The sequence below is a fragment of the Pseudomonas sp. Pseusp16 genome, assembly GCF_047324915.1.
GTDB lineage: Bacteria > Pseudomonadota > Gammaproteobacteria > Pseudomonadales > Pseudomonadaceae > Aquipseudomonas > Aquipseudomonas fluorescens_CD.
Genome location: NZ_CP168522.1, coordinates 4,035,989 through 4,056,345 on the forward strand (window position 1 = coordinate 4,035,989; position 20,357 = coordinate 4,056,345).

The window sequence follows — 20,357 nt, forward strand, 5'->3', positions numbered from 1 at the left end:
AGGACTTATCTGTATATCAGGCGTGCGACCGGAGCGGCACTGGGTTAATCGTCGAGGCGCTCTTCTAACTGGCGCACTTCGTAGGTGAGCTTGTCGAGGAACTGCATGCGCCGCATCAGGCGTTCAGCCTGTTCACGTTGCGCTGCATCATTCCAACAGGCTGCGAAACTGTCGTTCAGTTTTTCCTGAGCAACTTTCAGGCGGCGCTTGAACACTGCAACACCTGCCAGATCGGCACTGCCTTGCAGGTCTTCGAGCTCTTCGCGCAACTCCATCTGTTGCAGCAGGAACTCCGGATCATGCACCGTGACTTCCAGCGGCAGCTCGCCACCATTCAAGGCGAGCAGGTAGCGCGCGCGCTTGGGCGGACTCTTGAGCGTCTGGTAGGCCTCGTTGAGGCTCGCCGATTGCTCCAGGGCCAACCGTTGTTCGCGTTCGGAAGCGTCGGCAAAGCGGTCCGGATGAACGCCGCGCGCCAGCTCGCGATAGCGCGTAGCCAGCTGATCAAGGTCCAGGTTAAAACCCGGTTGCAGCTCGAATAAAGCGAAATGACAAGGAGTACCCACGACAAGCCTCAGATGTTGAAGCTTTCGCCGCAGCCACATTCACCGCGTACGTTGGGGTTGTTGAACTTGAAGCCTTCGTTCAACCCTTCCTTGACGAAATCGAGCTCGGTGCCGTCCAGGTAGGCCAGGCTTTTCGGGTCGATGATCACTTTTTCGCCGTGACTTTCGAACACCTGGTCCTCTGCAACCACCTCGTCGACAAACTCCAGCACGTAGGCAAGGCCGGAACAGCCCGTGGTGCGAACACCCAGACGAATCCCTTCACCTTTGCCGCGCCCGTCGAGGGAGCGCCGCACGTGTCGAGCAGCCGCTTCTGTCATGCTGATAGCCATCGGTGACTCCTTACTCGTCGCCAAAACTCGAAAATCAGATCAAGCCTTTCTTCTGCTTGTAATCGCGAACAGCCGCCTTGATGGCGTCTTCAGCAAGTACCGAGCAGTGGATTTTCACTGGCGGCAGGGCCAGTTCTTCAGCCAGCTGGGTGTTCTTGATGGTTTCTGCTTCGTCCAGGGTCTTGCCCTTCATCCACTCGGTAGCGAGGGAGCTGGAAGCGATAGCCGAACCGCAGCCGTAGGTCTTGAACTTGGCATCTTCGATGATGCCGGCGTCGTTGACCTTGATCTGCAGGCGCATCACGTCGCCGCACGCCGGAGCGCCGACCATGCCGGTGCCGACATCAGGATCTTCCGCGTCCATCTTGCCGACGTTGCGCGGGTTTTCGTAGTGGTCGATGACCTTTTCGCTGTAAGACATGATTCTCAATCCTCACTCATCAGGGCCGCTCTTGAGGCCCTGCAGTTACGCTGCGTCAGTCGCCGCGTCGCTACAGGACCTGTATCCGGCGGCTTCTATAGTTAGTGTGCCGCCCACTCGATCTTCGAGATATCGACGCCGTCTTTGTACATATCCCACAGCGGCGACAGAGCGCGCAGCTTGGTTACGGCCTCGCAGACTTTCTGCGCGGCGTAGTCGATTTCTTCTTCGGTGGTGAAACGACCGAAGGTGAAGCGGATCGAGCTGTGTGCCAGTTCGTCGTTGCGGCCCAGGGCGCGCAGTACGTACGAAGGCTCAAGCGATGCCGAGGTGCAAGCCGAACCGGACGATACCGCCAGATCCTTGAGCGCCATGATCAGCGACTCGCCCTCAACGTAGTTGAAGCTCAGGTTCAGGTTGTGCGGAACGCGGGCGGTCTGGCTGCCGTTGACGTACAACTCTTCCAGGTGCTCGACCTGCTTGAAGAAACGATCGCTCAGGGCCTTGATGCGCACGTTCTCGGCAGCCATGTCTTCCTTGGCTACGCGGAAGGCTTCACCCATGCCGACGATCTGGTGGGTCGCCAGGGTGCCGGAACGCATGCCGCGCTCGTGACCGCCGCCATGCATGGTCGCTTCGATGCGAACACGTGGCTTGCGGCTCACGTACAGTGCGCCGATACCTTTAGGGCCGTAGGTCTTGTGAGCCGAGAACGACATCAGGTCGACTTTCAGCTTCGAAAGGTCGATGTCGACCTTGCCGGTGGACTGAGCGGCGTCAACGTGGAACAGGATGCCCCTGGCGCGGGTCAGCTCGCCGATGGCCGCGATGTCGTTGACGGTGCCGATTTCGTTGTTCACGTGCATGACCGAAACCAGGATGGTGTCGTCACGCAGTTCAGCTTCGACCATCTCCGGAGTGACCAGACCATCGGTGCGAGGCTCGATGTAAGTCACTTCGAAACCTTCACGCTCCAGTTGGCGCATGGTGTCGAGGACAGCCTTGTGCTCAATCTTGGTGGTGATCAGGTGTTTGCCTTTGGTGGCATAGAAATGCGCCGCACCCTTGATTGCCAGGTTGTCGGATTCGGTGGCACCGGAGGTCCAGACGATTTCGCGCGGGTCGGCGTTGACCAGGTCGGCGACCTGACGACGGGCGTTTTCGACGGACTCTTCGGCTTTCCAGCCGAACACGTGGGAACGGGACGCCGGGTTACCGAAGTTTCCGTCGACCAGCAGGCATTCACTCATTTTTTGCGCAACACGCGGATCAACCGGGGTGGTCGCAGAGTAATCAAGGTAAATCGGCAATTTCATGGACTATCTCCTAAATCAGGCTGGCTGGCGTGCCGCTAGCTCTTTGGCTGTCATTCGACGGCGGACGCTTCAATCTTGTCCAGGCGTGGCACCTTGCTGTTGCAACGGCGCTGGTCCTGACGCTGGGCTACTTCTTGCACCTCACGGCGAGTCACAAGGTCAGCCAAGCTGATACCGCTCAGAAATTCGTGAATCTGCAGGCTCAGATCGCACCACAAGTGGTGAGTCAGGCAAGTGTCGCCGGAATGGCAATCACCCTGCCCCTGGCATTTGGTGGCATCGACCGATTCGTTCACCGCATCGATCACCTGGGCGACCTGGATGCCCTGCATGTCGCGGGACAATTGGTAACCACCGCCCGGACCACGCACGCTGGACACCAGGTTGCTGCGGCGCAGCTTGGCGAAAAGCTGTTCGAGGTAGGACAGGGAGATGCCTTGGCGCTCGGAGATATCGGCCAGGGACACGGGCCCGTGCTGCGCGTGCAACGCCAGGTCAAGCATGGCGGTCACGGCGTATCGGCCTTTTGTAGTCAGTCGCATGGACAATTACCACGGAGTTCGGAATGAGGCGAGTATGCAATTCCCGAGTATTTAAGTCAACTATAAGACCTAGTACTTTAGTCAGGTTTACCCGCAAAAGAGCGGCCGCATCATAACAAAGGCTGGACGGTTACAGCCAGCAGTACTGTAGGAGCGAGCATGCTCGCGATGGTCATCAACGATAACGCTGGGCGCCTGACGCCCCGCGGTGTTCTCAGGTCCATCGCGAGCATGCTCGCTCCTACAGGGTGGGGAGCATGCTGGTAAAACGTCTAGCTGGCCTGGCTCTGATCCTTGTCCTTCACACAGGCAAAGTCTTCTTCGCGCAGCTCAGGCAGATCCTTGGCACAGTAATTACTGCCCAGATCCTTCAACGCCCCGCACATCCCTTCCAGGCGTCCATCGACCGCCTGCAGGTGATCAAGCAACTGGTTAATGGCACGAGCCACCGGATCCGGCATGTCTTCAGTCACACCGTAGGCATCGAAGCCGATCTTCTCGGCCATGGCCTTGCGCTTGGCGTCCTGCTCTTCGTCGGGTTTGACGATGATTCGCCCCGGAATACCCACCACAGTGGCACCCGGCGGTACTTCTTTGGTCACAACGGCATTGGAGCCCACCTTGGCGCCGGCTCCAACAGTGAACGGACCGAGCACCTTCGCGCCCGCCCCAACCACCACACCATCACCCAGAGTCGGGTGACGCTTGCCCTTGTTCCAGCTGGTGCCGCCCAGGGTCACACCCTGATAGATAGTGACGTCGTCGCCAATCTCGGCGGTTTCACCGATGACGATACCCATGCCATGGTCGATGAAGAAACGACGCCCCACCTTGGCTCCGGGATGAATCTCGATCCCGGTCAACCAGCGACCGAAGTTCGACACCAGCCGCGCCAGCCATTTCAGCTCCGCACGCCACAGGGCCGCCGACAAACGGTGAATCCAGATGGCGTGCATGCCCGGGTAGCAAGTCAGGACTTCAAAAGCGTTACGCGCCGCCGGGTCTCGATGGAATACGCTCTGGATATCTTCACGCAAACGCTCAAACATCATTAATCCTTCCGCTTTAGAAGCTCACCACGGGCCGCTTTCTGGGTTTCCGTGAGGATGCCACGCAAAATGTTCATTTCCGCCCGGCTGACCGAGCTGCGTCCGTACAACCGGCGCAGGCGCGCCATCAAGTGCCGTGGCTTTTCCGGATCGAGGAATTCGATGGCCACCAGGGTCTGCTCCAGGTGTTCATAGAATCGCTCCAGCTCATCCATGGTCGCCAGCTCGGCGCTTTTGACCGAGGCCACTTCTTCCTTCTCGACCTTGCTTGGCTGACCTTGCGCGGCCAGCCAGGACATGCGCACTTCATAGCTCAACACCTGCACCGCCGCCCCCAGGTTCAGCGAGCTGAACTCAGGGTCGGATGGGATGTGCACGTGATAGTGACATCGCTGCAGCTCTTCGTTGGTCAGGCCGGAATCTTCACGACCGAACACCAGGGCGATTTCCGCCCCCTGCCCTGCTTCCTCGACCACTTTCGCGCCGCATTCGCGGGGATCGAGCAGCGGCCAGGGAATCCGCCGGTCGCGGGCGCTGGTGCCGAGCACCAGGTTGCAGCCGACCAGGGCATCTTCCAAGGTGGCGACGACTTGCGCTTTTTCAAGGATGTCACCGGCACCGGAAGCTCGGGCATCGGCCTCGTGGTGCGGGAACAGACGAGGCTCGACCAGCACCAGCCGCGACAGGCCCATGTTCTTCATGGCGCGCGCAGTCCCGCCGATATTGCCCGGATGGCTGGTATTGACCAGGACGACACGAATGTTTTGCAGCAAGGGAGGCGCTCTCGAACATATATAGGGGGAGCAGAATCTTACAGCTCAAACTACCGTTAAGCCATGAAAGCGAACGTCGTCCTTCTCCTGTAGAAACTTTCTGATAGAATGCCCGGCTTTCTTTAACAACCTTAGGTGACACATCCATGCAGCCCATGCTGAATATCGCGCTGCGCGCCGCCCGCAGCGCCAGTGAATTGATCTTCCGCTCCATCGAGCGCCTGGATACCATCAAGGTCGACGAAAAAGACGCCAAGGATTACGTATCCGAGGTAGATCGCGCCGCTGAACAGAAAATCATCGACGCGCTGCGCAAGGCTTACCCGAACCACTCGATCATGGGTGAAGAAACCGGTATGCACGCCGGCACCGGCATCGAAGGCGAAGAGTACCTGTGGATCATCGATCCGCTGGACGGCACCACCAACTTCCTGCGCGGCATTCCTCACTTCGCTGTCAGCATCGCCTGCAAATACCGTGGCCGCCTGGAACACGCCGTTGTTCTGGACCCGGTTCGCCAGGAAGAATTCACCGCCAGCCGTGGTCGCGGCGCTCAACTGAACGGTCGTCGCCTGCGCGTCAGCGGTCGCACCAGCCTCGACGGCGCCCTGCTGGGTACCGGCTTCCCGTTCCGTGACGACCAGATGGACAACCTCGACAACTACCTGGGCATGTTCCGCGCCCTGGTTGGCCAGACTGCCGGCATCCGCCGCGCAGGCTCCGCGAGCCTGGACCTGGCCTACGTGGCCGCCGGCCGCTTCGACGCCTTCTGGGAGTCGGGCCTGTCCGAGTGGGACATGGCGGCAGGCGCCCTGCTGATCCAGGAAGCAGGCGGCCTGGTGAGCGACTTCACCGGCGGTCACGACTTCCTTGAAAAAGGCCACGTCGTTGCCGGCAACACCAAATGCTTCAAGGCAGTCCTGACGGCGATCCAGCCGCACCTGCCGGCCTCGCTGAAGCGCTAAGCGCCCAGCGACAGAAAAAGCACCCTTCGGGGTGCTTTTTTTATGCCTGGAATTTGCCCTCCAAAACACCACAATCCCACTGTAGGAGCGAGCTTGCTCGCGATGGTCGTCAACGATAACGCGGGAAGCCTGGCACCCCGCGGTGCTCTGAGGTTCATCGCGAGCAGGCTCGCTCCTACAGAGGGTTTGCAGCAACTCATAAGTCGCGCACACAAAAAAAGCACCCCGCAGGGTGCTTCTTTTTGAATCTGACTTCAGCGGATCAATGAGCCTGCTGATTCTCCGACAAGATCAACTTGCCCTCTTTATCCACAGGGATCTGGTTCCCCGGATCACGATCCATGCGCACATTGCCTTCCTTGCCGTCCAGCGAATAGCGCACGTCGTAACCGACAACCTTGTCGCTGATGTCATTCACCGTATTACAACGGGTTTGGGTCGTGGTGTAGGTATCACGCTCCTGCATGCCTTCCTGCACCTTGTTGCCGGCGTAACCACCGCCAACAGCACCCGCGACCGTGGCGATCTTCTTGCCGGTACCGCCACCGATCTGGTTACCCAGTAATCCACCCGCCAATGCACCGACCACCGTACCGGCGATCTGATGTTGATCTTTCACCGGCGCCTGCCGGGTGACCGTTACATCCTTGCATACTTCACGTGGAGTCTTGATTTGCGTCTTGACCGGCTCAACGGCGAGTACTTGTGCGTACTCCGGGCCGCTTTTAACCAGGCTGTAGGTGGCCACAGCACCCCCGGCAGTCACACCGACAGCACCCAGTACAGCACCAACCAGCATCGACTTGTTCACATGAACCTCCTGACCATCACATACGGGATAAACCCGCGCTTCTCCCAGCCTTGGAGCATAAAAAAAGGCGCGAGTTCAACTCGCGCCTTTTTCGGACTACATCACTGAAAGAAGCTTCCTTCAAGGACGGTCGTCGACTTCCTTCTCGGTATTGGCAGGAGGAATCAGGTCCTCGGTGCTCAGGTTCAGCCAGATCAGCACCACGTTAGCGATGTAGATCGACGAGTAAGTACCCGCCATGACACCGACGAACAGGGCAATCGAGAAGCCGAACAGGTTGTCGCCACCAAAGAACAGCAGTGCCGCGATCGCCAGCAAGGTGGAGATCGAGGTCGCCATGGTCCGCAGCAGGGTTTGCGTGGTCGAGATGTTGATGTTCTCGATCAGGCTGGCCTTGCGCAGTACACGGAAGTTCTCGCGAACCCGGTCGAATACCACGATGGTGTCGTTGAGCGAGTAACCGATGATCGCCAGTACCGCCGCCAGCACCGTCAGGTCGAAGGTGATCTGGAAAAACGACAGGATACCGATGGTCACGATCACGTCGTGGATCAGGGATACGATCGCGCCAACCGCAAACTTCCACTGAAAGCGGAAAGCCAGGTAGATCAGGATGCCGCCCAGCGCCATCAGCATGCCGAGGCCGCCCTGGTCGCGCAGTTCTTCACCCACCTGCGGGCCGACGAACTCGACACGCTTGACCGTCGCCGGGTTCTCGCCGCCGACCTTTTGCAGGGCTTCGGCCACCTGGTGACCCAGTTGCGGGTCTTCGCCAGGCATGCGCACCAGCAGATCGGTGGTCGCACCGAAGTTCTGCACGATGGCTTCGTGATAACCCGCGGTCACCAGCTGCTCACGCACCTTGGTGACATCGGCCGGACGCTCGTAGGTCAGCTCGATGAGCGTACCGCCGGTGAAGTCCAGGCCCCAGTTCATGCCCTTGTGGAAGACACTGAATATTGCCAGTGCGGTAAGGAACAATGTGACGCCGAACGCAAAGTTGCGGACGCCCATGAAGTTGATTGTACGTAACATGGCAGCCCCTTAAATCCACAACTTCTTGAAGTCACGACCGCCGAAGATCAGGTTGACCATCGCGCGGGTCACCATGATGGCCGTGAACATCGAGGTAAAGATCCCGAGGGACATGGTCACTGCGAAGCCCTTGACCGGACCGGTGCCCATGGCAAACAGGATGCCGCCCACCAACAGAGTGGTCAGGTTGGCGTCGAGAATCGCAGTGAACGCCCGGCCGAAGCCTTCGTTGATTGCACGCTGCACGGTCATGCCGGCGGCGATCTCTTCACGGATCCGCGAGAAGATCAGCACGTTGGCGTCGACCGCCATACCCATGGTCAACACGATACCGGCGATACCCGGCAGGGTCAGCGTTGCACCCAGCAGCGACATCAGGGCCAGCAGCATCACCATGTTCACCGCCAGCGCGACGGTGGCGATGAGGCCGAAGAAGCGGTAGATGGCCATGATGAACAGCGAGACGAACAGCATGCCCCACAACGATGCATCGATACCTTTGGTGATGTTGTCCGCACCCAGGCTCGGGCCGATGGTGCGTTCTTCAGCGAAGTACATCGGAGCCGCCAGGCCACCGGCACGCAGCAGCAGCGCCAGCTCGGACGATTCGCCCTGGCCGTTCAGGCCGGTAATACGGAACTGAGCACCCAGCGGCGACTGAATGGTCGCCAGGCTGATGATCTTCTTCTCTTCCTTGAACGACTGCACCGCCACGTCTTTCTCGACGCCGTCGACCACTTGCTTGGTGTAAGTGGTGACCGGACGCTGCTCGATGAAGATCACCGCCATGCTGCGACCGACGTTCGAACGGGTCGCACGGCTCATCAGCTCGCCGCCGTGACCGTCCAGACGGATGTTCACTTCCGGCGTGCCGTGCTCACCGAAACCAGCCTTGGCGTCAGTTACCTGGTCGCCAGTGATGATCAGGCCACGCTCGATCAGCGCAGGAGGACGCTTGCCTTCACGGAACTCGAATTCCTCGGAAGTGGCCTTCGAAGCGCCAGGCTCAGCAGCCAGACGGAACTCCAGGTTGGCCGTCTTGCCGAGGATACGCTTGGCTTCGGCGGTGTCTTGCACGCCCGGCAGCTCAACCACGATGCGGTTGGCGCCCTGACGCTGAACGATCGGTTCGGCAACACCCAGCTCGTTGACGCGGTTACGTACCGTGGTCAAGTTCTGCTTGATGGAGTATTCGCGGATTTCCGCCAGCTTGGCCGGGGTCATCGCCAGACGCAGCACCGCCTGACCATTCAGGTCGGCCGGAACAATGTCGAAATCGTTGAAGTTCTTGCGGATGATGCTACGAGCCTGTTCGCGGGTCGCCTCATCGGAGAAGCCCAGCTGAATGGCACCGTTGAGCTGCGGCAGGCTGCGATAGCGCAATTTCTCTTTACGCAGCAGGCTCTTGACGTCGCCTTCGTAGACTTTCAGGCGTGCATCGAGGGCTTTGTCCATGTCCACTTCCAGCAGGAAGTGCACACCACCGGACAAGTCCAGACCCAGCTTCATCGGGTGCGCAGCGAGGTTGCGCAGCCATTGCGGGGTGGTTTGTGCCAGGTTCAGTGCAACGACGTAGTCATCACCCAACGCCTTGCGCACAACGTCTTTGGCCGGCAGCTGATCTTCAGCCTTGGTCAGGCGAATCAGGCCGCCCTTGCCGTTGGCGGCCAGCGTGGCAGCCTTGACGTTGATTCCGGATTCCTTGAGCGCAGTGCTTACACGATCCAGATCAGCCTGATTGACCAGCAGCGCAGTGCTTGCACCGCTGACCTGAATGGCCGGGTCATCAGGGTAAAGATTGGGAGCGGAATAAATCAGACCGACCGCCAGCACCGCCAGGATCAGAATGTATTTCCACAGAGGATATTTGTTCAGCATCACGCCGCCCGTTTATGACGCGGGGCGCCTTGCGCGCCCCGTCGATTGAATATGAAGTTGAAACCTAGATCGCTTTCAGCGTGCCTTTTGGCAGCGTGGCGGCGATGGCGCCTTTCTGGAATTTCATTTCGACGGTGTCGGAAACTTCCAGAACGACGAAATCGTCGGCCACTTTAGTGATCTTGCCGGCGATGCCGCCGGTGGTCACAACTTCGTCGCCTTTTTGCAGGCTGCTCAGCAGGTTTTTCTGCTCTTTGGCGCGCTTGGCCTGTGGACGCCAGATCATCAGGTAGAAGATGACCAGGAAGCCGACCAGGAAAATCCACTCAAAGCCGCCGCCCATAGGGGCTGCCGCAGGTGCTGCAGCGTCTGCCATGGCATTAGAGATAAAAAAGCTCATTTAGCACTCCAGTTGCAAATGTTGAATCTTGGGGTCAGAAAACTCAGTCCAAAGGCGGCACGGGAAGCCCGCGTTTGGCGTAGAAGGCATCGACAAAGGCGGCCAATGTACCCTGTTGAATAGCCTCGCGCAAACCAGCCATAAGCACTTGATAATGGCGCAAGTTATGGATGGTATTGAGCATGCTTCCCAGCATTTCGCCGCACTTGTCCAGGTGATGCAGGTAAGCGCGGGAGAAGTTCTGGCAGGTATAGCAATCGCAGGTCGGATCCAGCGGCGAATCATCATGGCGATGGAACGCGTTTCGGATCTTGATCACGCCGGTGTCAATGAACAGATGCCCGTTGCGGGCATTACGGGTTGGCATCACGCAATCGAACATGTCCACACCGCGGCGCACACCCTCAACCAGATCTTCCGGTTTGCCAACGCCCATAAGGTAACGAGGTTTGTCAGCCGGCATCTGGCCCGGCAGATAATCCAGCACCTTGATCATTTCGTGCTTCGGCTCGCCCACCGACAGACCGCCGATGGCCAGGCCGTCAAAACCGATCTTGTCCAAGCCTTCCAGGGAACGCATGCGCAGATCCTGGTGCATGCCGCCCTGAACGATACCGAACAGCGCCGCCGTGTTGTCGGCATGGGCGTTTTTCGAGCGCTGGGCCCAACGCAGCGACAACTCCATCGATACGCGGGCGACGTCTTCGTCGGCCGGGTACGGCGTGCATTCGTCGAAAATCATCACGATGTCGGAACCCAGGTCACGCTGGACCTGCATCGACTCTTCCGGGCCCATGAACACCTTGGCGCCATCGACCGGAGAGGCGAAGGTCACGCCCTCCTCCTTGATCTTGCGCATGGCGCCCAGGCTGAACACCTGGAAACCACCGGAGTCGGTCAGGATCGGGCCTTTCCACTTCATGAAATCGTGCAGGTCGCCGTGCTTCTTGATCACTTCCGTGCCCGGGCGCAGCCACAGATGGAAGGTGTTGCCCAGTATGATTTCAGCGCCAGTCGCCTCGATATCCCGCGGCAGCATGCCCTTGACCGTGCCGTAGGTGCCCACCGGCATGAAGGCCGGGGTCTCGACGGTACCGCGCGGGAAGGTCAGGCGACCACGACGAGCCTTGCCGTCAGTAGCAAGTAACTCAAACGACATACGACATTGGCGACTCATTCTTTGTCCTCAGGGCCACGTGGTGCGGGGTTACGGGTGATAAACATCGCATCACCGTAGCTGAAAAAGCGGTATTCGTTGTCGACGGCGGCTTTATAGGCGGCCATGGTCTCGGGATAACCGGCAAACGCCGAGACCAGCATCAACAACGTGGATTCAGGCAAATGGAAGTTGGTGACCAGGGCATCGACCACATGAAACGGTCGGCCCGGGTAGATAAAGATGTCGGTATCGCCGCTGAACGGCTTGAGCACGCCATCGCGGGCAGCGCTTTCCAGGGAACGCACGCTGGTGGTCCCCACCGCCACCACACGACCGCCGCGAGCACGACAGGCGGCAACCGCATCCACCACATCCTGGCCGACTTCCAGCCATTCGCTGTGCATGTGGTGATCTTCGATCTTCTCCACCCGCACCGGCTGGAACGTGCCGGCGCCAACGTGCAGGGTCACGAACGCCGTCTCGACGCCCTTGGCGGCAATCGCCTCCATCAGCACCTGATCGAAATGCAGCCCCGCCGTCGGCGCCGCCACCGCGCCCAAACGCTCGGCGTAGACGGTCTGGTAACGCTCGCGGTCCGCGCCTTCATCCGGGCGGTCTATATAAGGAGGCAACGGCATGTGCCCGACGCGGTCGAGCAGCGGCAACACCTCTTCGGCAAACCCCAGTTCGAACAACGCATCGTGACGCGCCAGCATCTCGGCCTCGCCACCGCCGTCGATCAGGATCTTCGACCCCGGCTTGGGCGACTTGCTGGAGCGCACATGGGCCAGCACGCGATGACTGTCCAGCACCCGCTCCACCAGGATTTCCAGCTTGCCGCCGGAAGCCTTCTGGCCAAACAGCCGCGCCGGAATCACCCGGGTATTGTTGAACACCATCAAATCGCCCGGGCGCAAATGCTCAAGCAAATCAGTGAATTGACGGTGTGCCAGGGCGCCGCTGACCCCATCCAGGGTCAACAGGCGACTACCGCGACGCTCGGCCAAAGGATGGCGGGCGATCAGCGAATCAGGGAGCTCAAAGGTAAAGTCAGCAACGCGCATGATGGGGTTCGTCTAGCAGGGCCGGGAAGTCTAGCGGAAATATCAAAAATTCTCCATGTACCTGATTGACCAGCGGTATTCACCTCTCTATACTTCGCCGCCATTGAGCCCTGATGGCGGAATTGGTAGACGCGGCGGATTCAAAATCCGTTTTCGAAAGGAGTGGGAGTTCGAGTCTCCCTCGGGGCACCAAAATTAAGAAAGGTCTTGCTTTGCAAGGCCTTTTTTTTCGCCTGCAGAAAAGCACCTGACACCCCACCGCTCTGTGTAGGAGCTGGCTTGCCAGCGAATTTTTGGTCTTCACACCCCTCGGTCAGTAAGACACTCATCAAGGATTCCCCCCATGGAATTGCACCTGGAAACCGTTGCCCTCTTCTCCCTCAAACTGGCTTATGAGACGGAAGATCAGAGCCCGATTTTGCGGGATGATCTGATGATGAGCGATTATGAGAGGGAGGCTTTCGGCTTGCTGATGCGCAGGGGGGATGTCGAGTCTATCCAAACAAAAGTGGATGAATGCCTGAGTGTGGCGCTGAACGCCATCGGCGGTGTCGATACGATCCTGGGCCGCGAGCTGCATAGATTGGCGGCAGATTTCAGCGCTGCGCGGACCATGGAACAGCTTGATGCCCCGCTCATTGCTCTCAAGGATTATCTGAAAAATATTCTGTGAATGATCAGTCCCCCCGCGCGAACGCGGAGACAGGAAAGTGATCGTCTCACCCATCCCTTATCGCTCCCACGTTCCGCGTTCTAAATGCATCCCGCGACGCTCTGCGTCGCAAATGGACGTAACTCCAAAACACGGATATACCCGCGATTAAGAGATCACGATAACTCGGGGCGCCTAATCCGCCGGAATGACTGGTATTTTTCGGGCTCCGTTTCGGTTCAGGAAGGTTGCGTAAGCACCTTCACCACATCAATCAGCGCGTTACTCAGCGCCTTCAAACAATGCGCAACCCACCATAGTATTCGTTGCCTGTGGCGTAGGCTGAATCCTCCGAAAGCGCATGGATATGGAACAGAAATCGGATGCCTGTGCCAATGCATCGCTAATCGGAATGCCGCACTGACATGGAACAGCGCCCGTTTTGAAGGATGAATGATAAAGAAGTGTAAAAAATAGCGATTCTCGGACATATCTGAGCGTCCATGCCGATCATCGCCCCATCTCTCGGTCATCCAACCCCATTTCAGGTCGCCACGCCCTCAAAAATAGGATAAATTTTTCCATCCGTTTCATTCTTTTTGCATAGGCTAGGTTCATAAATGAGAAATAACATCTGGCCAGAGAGAGACCGCAACACTGCTTTTCGCCATAGCAACATTCAAATTTATATATCATCCCACATAAATATTTACAACACACCCACAATAACACCAGCTACTGCACGCCCCTTATCTCAGAAAAACCTCATTAATCTTCGGGCGTCACGCAATTGAACATTGAGAAAAACAAACTTCGAATTTCTGAGCTTCCTCTAAATGGCCAGAGTCTTAAAAAAACAGCCCACAAAAGCCTAGAAGTGCAAATGCTTCATACCAACTTAAAACATATCAACCACAACATCATTACCGAACTTGAACATATCGAGCTCGAAGAATCATATGCACTTTCGAAACTAACCCAGACCCAACGAAAAACTAACGGTGTATTTTTTACCCCTAATGAATTAGCAGAAATTGCAAGCAAAAAATTTAATTATGTAAAAGGCAACGGCACTGTCCTAGACCCAGCTTGTGGCACAGGAAATCTACTACTTAAAGTTGCCGAAAAACTTTCCAGCAAGCCAACCATTCAAGAGACACTGAAAGACTGGAACCAGAAGCTCTACGGGCTGGATATAAACGAAAGCTTTATAGAAATAGCAAAAAAGAAAATCATAAAGTTAGCCATAACAAGAAGCACAGCGACGACAACCGCAACACTACCCGAACTAACTAGCATACTCACCAACATTAGACCAGGTGATTTTTTAGCCGAGCACGAAAGTTACATAGGGATCATTGATAACATTTTTATGAACCCTCCCTTCTGCCCTATAAATACTCCAATTCATATTAATTGGACCTCTGGGAAATCGAATGCCGCCGCGACTTTCATGGACATCTCCACTAAAGTTTTACCGCAAAATGGAAAACTAGTAGCCATACTACCTGACGTATTAAAAAGTGGTAGTCGATACGAACGGTGGCGCGCGGCAATATCTGAAGAGCTTGACTATAACACCGAAGATTTTGGAAGTTTTGAAAAAGACGTACAAATAGATGTGTTTTTTTTGAACGGAGTAAAGACCAAAAATAACGGCATCAAAGAAGAAAATAAAAACGCTGAACTTCATACAACAACATTATCTAGCAAATTTGAAGTATGTGTGGGACCTGTAGTACCGCACAGGGACAAAGCCACTGGTATTAATGCACCTTTCGCTCACGCAAAAATATTACCCGCATGGGCAACAATCAGCCAGCTATCAGAACGGATTACCCATTCTGGTAAAAAAATTGCTCCTCCGTTCATCGCAATTCGTCGTACATCAAGCCCTAGAGATAAACATCGTATAGTCGGGTCGATAGTAAATTGCCAAGAAGCTGTTTCAGTAGAAAACCACATTATTGTGTTACGCCCTTTCGATGGGAAGCTATCCACGTGTAAGAAAATGCTTAGCCATCTTAAGTCAAAAGAAATAAATGACTATATAAATTCAAACATTAGATGCCGCCACCTTACTGTAAAGGTGGTAAAACTCTTACCTATGCATGGAATAAGCGATGAATGAAAAAACCAGCTTAGGCACGCACCCTTTCAGCGTCGAGGCCAGGATTGCCATACAATTAGGGCGAGAGAGCATTTCAAACTCATTAGTTGCCATTGGCGAACTGATAAAAAATGCCTACGACGCTGATGCAGAAGAAGTCATTATTAGCTTCTCAGGGTTAGGCACCGACACTCCTACTCTCACTATCACTGACGATGGCGACGGGATGGATGAAGATACTTTAATTACAAAATGGATGCGAATAGGAACAACACACAAACTAGAAAAAGGCATCAGCCAAAATAAAAACAGGACTTACACTGGAGCAAAGGGACTTGGAAGGCTCGGCATAGATAGACTATGCACAAAGTTAAACCTTTTTACGAAGACTGAACAATCGGTCGTTATATATGAGGCGTACATAGACTGGGACCGCTACAACCAGACCTCCAGCGTCGATCTAGACTCTATAAAGCATGACGTATTTAAAATAAATGCCACCGACCTTCCGGAGCAATCATTCCCTCTACCTGGAAAAAACAAGGGATCCCAGTATGCTCTCCTTGGATTAAAAGATGACTGGAACTACGACTTCCTCAAAGATCTTCAAAAAGAACTATCTCTATTAGTCTCTCCTTTTTCAAAAGAATTAGGATTCCGTATAAAATTTGAAACCAATGGATTTGCAGAAGATTTAGATGGATATATTTCATCCTATCATTACTTAGAGGCCGCAGAATGGCGATTAGAGGCTGCAATAACAGACGAATCCACTGTCACTTACAAAATTTATGACGGCAATGACAATATAACACTGAACAATGATGAGGCGCTATGGAGTGACTGGATTAAATCTCATGGAGAAACGCCTTTATGTGGCCCTCTCTCATTTAAATTGTACTTCATGAGAAACATTACAAACAAAAAAATTGACACAAACAAATTTAAAGCAACAGATGTAAGAAGCTTTCTCAAAAGCAATCAAGGAGTCCGAATTTATAGAGACCACTTCCGCGTCAAGCCTTATGGCGAGCCAAGTGGGGAAGGTGATTGGCTCGGATTGGCAATGCGGCGAGTTATCAATCCTGAAAGTATCACCATGGATAACTGGAGGATTGGTTACAATCAGATCGTAGGCGCAGTATTTATTGGAAGGGAAACCAATAAGAACTTGGTAGATCAAACTAACCGGGAAGGACTTACAGAAACACCTGCTTATTTTGCCCTTCGAGCCTTCACATTCAAATGTATAGAATTATTTGAAAAGCATCTTACAACAAAAGCTCGTGAAGAAAAACAAACTCAACAAATAGAACCAGCAGTAGACCTATCACAAGGCATAGATGAAAATGTAAGCGCATACAAAAAAATCTTACAAACGATAAACAAAATTAAATCTACTGCAGATGAGGGGACCAAAAAGGAGTTAGCCAACCTTGAGATTTCTTTAGGAAAAGAAACGGAGAAGACTGCGTCATTCAAAGAGCGAATAGACCAATTAGAGGCGGAAAAAGACACCCTAGCAAACTTAGCATCACTCGGCATTCTTTCAGTATCCTTTGGACATGAAACGCTTGCATCCATTTCAAATGCAATAGCCAGTAGCGAACTTCTAAAAAATAAAATAAATGACGGAATTTTTATGCTTCCGTTAGACACCATTGAATTTGCAAACAAACGATTTAACCAGATCGAAAAATCCTTAAACTACATCCGGATTTTTGGAAACTTCTCACTTGGCAACATACGCAGAGACAAGAGAACCAGACGCTTAATAGACATTAACAATATAGCCAGAAATGTATTAACCAGCCTTGAAGAAATGTTAGAAAAAAGAAAAATAACCCACACTTTGAATATAATTGGAAATGAGCCAAAAATAATAAAAGCCTATGAAATTGATTGGGAGAGTATTTTTGCCAACATGATTACCAACTCCTGCTGGGCGATGCTTGATACACCTGCAACATCTCGCAAACTCGAAATTACTATTAACGCTGACAAGTCATTCTGCTATATAGATTTCGAAGACAGTGGCTGTGGAATTGAATCGGGAGTTGAGGATCATATATTTAAAGCAACATTTACTACAAAAAGAAACAAAAAAGGCGAACCCGTTGGTACTGGAATGGGGTTATCTATAATCAAAACTTTTATCGAAGAGCACTCCAACGGCACGATTGAGCTTGCACCTAAAGGGGAGCTTGGCGGCGCCAAATTCGCAATTAAAGTACCAGCAGCAGGAAGCGAAAACTGATATGAAAATTGCATTCATCGATGAAGATATTGACCAGCGTGAAACCTACGCATTGATTCTTCAGAACTGCTTTCCAGCAGAGAACGCATCAATCACGGTAGTAGAAATCGAGCCGAGAAGAAACTTAGCTGACATGCGTTTTCTCGTAGAGGATGAAGAGATCGTTACAATCATCCTTGACGAGCAACTTAAAGACTCTGGTGAAGCTCAGTACTTTGGAATCGAGCTTGCCAGCTATTTACGCGCCATAAATAAAAAAATCCCAATATATATATTAACAAGCTTCCCTGACTCTGAGGAGTTATTCGACGGAGAGATGACAGTCGAAGACATTTTAAACAAACAGGAGCTCCCGACCAAAAAAGAAGTTGTAGGAGCTAGAATTCTCCGCGGAATAGATAATTATTGCGACATTCTTGGCGCAAGGGAAAATCGCTTTGAGTTCCTTCTAAGAAAGTCAGTTACCGACTCGCTCGATGAAAACGAAACTGAGGAGCTGTCAGAGTTAGGCTACCTTAGAAACGCGCCGTTTGCAGTAAGCGAACTCATCACAGCAGACAAATTAAAAAAACTTGATGAGCTTGAACAGGTTATTAATAAACTTGAACAAGAGCTGGCTAAAAAACAATGAAAACACTTTTTTTCCCAAGAATCACACGCTGTGAAAACTATGAAAAAAAACCAAACGATGAGTACTACTCATACACTCATTATCGAAACCAGATTTCCATCGACTGTCAAAATCGCTGCGTATATTGCGATGTTAATTTAAGCGAAATTGGCCATGAGGGCTTTGCCCTTGATCATTTCAGGCCACAAGAAAAATTTCCTGCACTTAAAAACGACCCAAAAAACTTGGTCATTTCGTGCGCAAAATGCAACAGGTACAAGTCCGCACATTGGCCATTAGACATCACCACTGACGATTCGCACAATGGTGCGGTTGGATTTATTGAGCCTTTTGATTTTGATCGACACGAATACTTCGACATTTCTGGAACGGGTATTTTTTCCGCGTTGCAAGGGCCATCTACTTATCTTATCAATCTTTTAAGCCTTAATAGACCAAGCCGAATTCTTGTTAGAAAGAAACGAATATTACAAGCTAGGATTAATCTCGTCTTTGACATTGCAGAAAGCATACTTACCGAAATATCGCCAATGATTGAAGACAGACAAATCACTGACGATGTTATTGACAAATTTCGACAGGCAAAAACTGCGATTAGCGCTATACAAGCAGCACGCATTGAAATAGCCAAGTTAGAAGCCAATTCAGGCCTATAGCTAATGTCAGGCCATTCTGAGATAGCAGTAGGGGAATTTTCTTCTATGCCTGTAGCTGCTAATTTTCGGCTGGAAAGCTTGAGCTAGGAGCTTTCGAAGGTTGCGGGAAAGAGGTCTGCACGATACCCTCCCCCCGTCGCTGCCAATTCAGCGACCGGGTGTGGTAACCCGAGTTATTCAAGGCGCAACAGCGCCCCAATCACGTCATCAGGCGCTTTTTTTATGCCTGCGGCGTGAGTTATGGCGGCTGTGCGTGGGACGCCCTCGGGCGTGCCGGTTTCCTTGATACCCGGTTTACCACCCTGCGCACAGCTGTCACCCATTCGTGTGGTAACGAACGTGGCAGCTCCTCATATCAAGGAGTTGGATAATGCGCAGTATCAATCCGTTTGAAATTTGGCTTTCCCCTCTAAGCAATTCCCAATCACATAACCCCCTCCCCCACCACATCTCCATCCTCGGAGGTGGCCAATGACCGAACAACCCGAACTCAAAACCATCGGCTTAACCCCCGCCATCTACTGCTCCGATCAACCACTGTTCCACGTCACTCGCGGCGTTCCCCTCGGTGATGCGTTATCGATGGCTTCTGATTTTCTGTTACTGGCCAAGTCGCTCACCAAAGATGCTGCCTACGCCACAGACACCGACAGTCACGCCTGGGCTGCGCATTATTTGACCTCGATGAGTAAGGCGTTGGTGGATGATGCGGTGAAGGTGCTGACGCGGGAACGGGATATTGAGCTGGCGTCCAAGCGGACGGGGGCTAAGGCTGAGGGGTAGTGGGCGAGGCGCCAGAATGGTTTTTGGTTTCAAAAGTCAGGCGTGACGCTGTGAGAGCGGGCTTGGTTGCGGTGGCCGGGGTATTCAGCGGGATATGTGGATGTCTTGCGTTTTTCGCGAGCGAGCTCGCTCCTGCAGTGGGTTTGCTACAACCTAATGGCTATTGGACCGACCATCCGAATAACCTCAGGACTTGTACAGCTGACTAAAATTCAGTGGGGGATCTCTTCAATGAGCCCTTACAAGGCGGGAGGTTTTACGATGAAGGTCGTAACTTCGCTGGCGTTGCTGGTAGCGGCAGGTTGGATCTCCGTGGTTGGTGCAGCCCCGAAGCAAATCGTTGCCGTTCCCTTGAATGCAACTACTTACAATGCCGGGCATATCGCTCAGGCCATTCTGACCCCCTTGAGCAGTAGAGAGACGGCGCTCTCATTGTTCGTGGGCGGCGTACCCAATGGCACTGCAATTCCGGCGCACTTGTATACCTATATCTACTCGGGAAGCTGCGCCAGGCACGAGCCCAAGCCGGCCTATTCACTCAATCGCATCGTGGTTGACAACTTCAACGAGCAGGCGGGCATCCAACTCTGGAAGAGCGTGCCTATGGCTTATGACTCGCTGCGGTCCGGCGGATACGCGCTGGTGATGCGGACAAGCCCGGCCGATGGGAATCCCGATATTTTCTGTGGTGAGCTTGGTTAAGGGTTTTCCCCGCTTCCATGCATAGCGTGGGAGCGGGGGGATTATCCCTCTCAGGCTGTTTGCAGTATGACGGTGCTCATTCAACAGCAGATGTTGATTGCCCTGCGTTTTTCGCGAGCGAGCTCGCTCCTACAGGGGGGCTGCGGAGTGGATCAGCGTATCTGCCCCGTGGAATTACCCTCCGATCTGATGCTGTTTCTCACCGGCAACGCTTGCTGTACATCACCCTTCGGTAGGCCAGTGCGTGAACGGCCC

Annotated in this window: 21 protein-coding genes and 1 tRNA gene; 9 read left to right on the plus strand and 13 right to left on the minus strand. The window is 53.9% G+C overall.

Annotation, left to right across the window (positions count from 1 at the left end):
• Positions 1–44 precede the first annotated feature (44 nt).
• The 7 genes from hscB to trmJ form a co-directional block, all read right to left on the minus strand.
• Entirely contained in the window at positions 45–566 is a 522-nt protein-coding gene (gene hscB / locus ACEN8Q_RS18370) for a co-chaperone HscB (RefSeq protein ID WP_413420843.1), read from the minus strand.
• Positions 567–574: 8 nt separating this feature from the next.
• Positions 575–898, minus strand: coding sequence for an iron-sulfur cluster assembly protein IscA (gene iscA / locus ACEN8Q_RS18375; RefSeq protein ID WP_003227904.1), 324 nt, complete (start codon positions 896–898; stop codon positions 575–577).
• A 34-nt stretch (positions 899–932) separates the two neighbouring features.
• Positions 933–1,319, minus strand: coding sequence for a Fe-S cluster assembly scaffold IscU (gene iscU / locus ACEN8Q_RS18380; protein WP_007982746.1), 387 nt, complete (start codon positions 1,317–1,319; stop codon positions 933–935).
• Between the two features lie 101 nt (positions 1,320–1,420).
• Positions 1,421–2,635 (minus strand): IscS subfamily cysteine desulfurase, encoded by a 1,215-nt coding sequence (locus tag ACEN8Q_RS18385; RefSeq protein ID WP_413703520.1) that lies wholly within the window; start codon positions 2,633–2,635, stop codon positions 1,421–1,423.
• Between the two features lie 50 nt (positions 2,636–2,685).
• Positions 2,686–3,177 (minus strand): Fe-S cluster assembly transcriptional regulator IscR, encoded by a 492-nt coding sequence (gene iscR, locus ACEN8Q_RS18390; protein ID WP_007982741.1) that lies wholly within the window; start codon positions 3,175–3,177, stop codon positions 2,686–2,688.
• Between the two features lie 272 nt (positions 3,178–3,449).
• Positions 3,450–4,226 carry a serine O-acetyltransferase gene (gene cysE, locus ACEN8Q_RS18395; protein WP_413420847.1) on the minus strand — a complete coding sequence of 259 codons (777 nt, stop codon included), beginning with the start codon at positions 4,224–4,226 and terminating at the stop codon, positions 3,450–3,452.
• A gap of 2 nt (positions 4,227–4,228) precedes the next feature.
• Positions 4,229–4,999 carry a tRNA (cytosine(32)/uridine(32)-2'-O)-methyltransferase TrmJ gene (gene trmJ, locus ACEN8Q_RS18400; RefSeq protein WP_085715829.1) on the minus strand — a complete coding sequence of 257 codons (771 nt, stop codon included), beginning with the start codon at positions 4,997–4,999 and terminating at the stop codon, positions 4,229–4,231.
• A gap of 146 nt (positions 5,000–5,145) precedes the next feature.
• Between trmJ and suhB the strand changes: the two genes are divergently transcribed.
• A complete protein-coding gene (suhB, locus tag ACEN8Q_RS18405) occupies positions 5,146–5,964 on the plus strand; it encodes an inositol-phosphate phosphatase (protein WP_007982736.1) in 819 nt (272 codons plus the stop codon).
• Between the two features lie 262 nt (positions 5,965–6,226).
• Here suhB and ACEN8Q_RS18410 read toward each other — a convergent pair whose 3' ends face one another.
• The 6 genes from ACEN8Q_RS18410 to queA all read right to left on the minus strand — a co-directional run bounded on the left by ACEN8Q_RS18410 (position 6,227) and on the right by queA (position 12,311).
• Positions 6,227–6,775: a glycine zipper 2TM domain-containing protein gene (locus ACEN8Q_RS18410; protein ID WP_085717085.1), complete on the minus strand. Its 549-nt coding sequence runs from the start codon at positions 6,773–6,775 to the stop codon at positions 6,227–6,229.
• A gap of 120 nt (positions 6,776–6,895) precedes the next feature.
• On the minus strand, positions 6,896–7,810 hold the full coding sequence (gene secF / locus ACEN8Q_RS18415; RefSeq protein WP_008020247.1) for a protein translocase subunit SecF: 915 nt from the start codon (positions 7,808–7,810) through the stop codon (positions 6,896–6,898).
• A gap of 9 nt (positions 7,811–7,819) precedes the next feature.
• Positions 7,820–9,688 (minus strand): protein translocase subunit SecD, encoded by a 1,869-nt coding sequence (gene secD, locus ACEN8Q_RS18420; RefSeq protein WP_413420851.1) that lies wholly within the window; start codon positions 9,686–9,688, stop codon positions 7,820–7,822.
• A 64-nt stretch (positions 9,689–9,752) separates the two neighbouring features.
• Positions 9,753–10,088, minus strand: coding sequence for a preprotein translocase subunit YajC (gene yajC / locus ACEN8Q_RS18425; RefSeq protein ID WP_007956696.1), 336 nt, complete (start codon positions 10,086–10,088; stop codon positions 9,753–9,755).
• A 43-nt stretch (positions 10,089–10,131) separates the two neighbouring features.
• Positions 10,132–11,247 (minus strand): tRNA guanosine(34) transglycosylase Tgt, encoded by a 1,116-nt coding sequence (gene tgt / locus ACEN8Q_RS18430; protein WP_162130437.1) that lies wholly within the window; start codon positions 11,245–11,247, stop codon positions 10,132–10,134.
• A gap of 14 nt (positions 11,248–11,261) precedes the next feature.
• Positions 11,262–12,311: a tRNA preQ1(34) S-adenosylmethionine ribosyltransferase-isomerase QueA gene (gene queA / locus ACEN8Q_RS18435; RefSeq protein WP_008020244.1), complete on the minus strand. Its 1,050-nt coding sequence runs from the start codon at positions 12,309–12,311 to the stop codon at positions 11,262–11,264.
• 107 nt (positions 12,312–12,418) lie between these two features.
• Here queA and ACEN8Q_RS18440 point away from each other — a divergent pair.
• From ACEN8Q_RS18440 to ACEN8Q_RS18475, 8 genes are all read left to right on the plus strand, one after another.
• Positions 12,419–12,503, plus strand: a tRNA-Leu gene (locus ACEN8Q_RS18440).
• Positions 12,504–12,654: 151 nt separating this feature from the next.
• A complete protein-coding gene (locus ACEN8Q_RS18445; protein WP_413703521.1) occupies positions 12,655–12,984 on the plus strand; it encodes a hypothetical protein in 330 nt (109 codons plus the stop codon).
• A gap of 769 nt (positions 12,985–13,753) precedes the next feature.
• Entirely contained in the window at positions 13,754–15,094 is a 1,341-nt protein-coding gene (locus tag ACEN8Q_RS18450) for an N-6 DNA methylase (RefSeq protein WP_413703522.1), read from the plus strand.
• Positions 15,087–17,330 carry an ATP-binding protein gene (locus ACEN8Q_RS18455; RefSeq protein WP_413703523.1) on the plus strand — a complete coding sequence of 748 codons (2,244 nt, stop codon included), beginning with the start codon at positions 15,087–15,089 and terminating at the stop codon, positions 17,328–17,330. The genes ACEN8Q_RS18450 and ACEN8Q_RS18455 overlap by 8 nt, the downstream gene beginning before the upstream one ends.
• A 1-nt stretch (position 17,331) precedes the next feature.
• Positions 17,332–17,961 (plus strand): hypothetical protein, encoded by a 630-nt coding sequence (locus tag ACEN8Q_RS18460; protein ID WP_413703524.1) that lies wholly within the window; start codon positions 17,332–17,334, stop codon positions 17,959–17,961.
• Positions 17,958–18,617, plus strand: a complete 660-nt coding sequence (locus tag ACEN8Q_RS18465; protein ID WP_413703525.1) for an HNH endonuclease — start codon at positions 17,958–17,960, stop codon at positions 18,615–18,617. The genes ACEN8Q_RS18460 and ACEN8Q_RS18465 overlap by 4 nt, the downstream gene beginning before the upstream one ends.
• Positions 18,618–19,088: 471 nt before the next feature.
• Positions 19,089–19,400, plus strand: coding sequence for a DUF3077 domain-containing protein (locus ACEN8Q_RS18470; protein WP_413703526.1), 312 nt, complete (start codon positions 19,089–19,091; stop codon positions 19,398–19,400).
• A 231-nt stretch (positions 19,401–19,631) separates the two neighbouring features.
• Positions 19,632–20,102, plus strand: a complete 471-nt coding sequence (locus tag ACEN8Q_RS18475; protein ID WP_413703527.1) for a hypothetical protein — start codon at positions 19,632–19,634, stop codon at positions 20,100–20,102.
• Positions 20,103–20,357 lie beyond the last annotated feature (255 nt).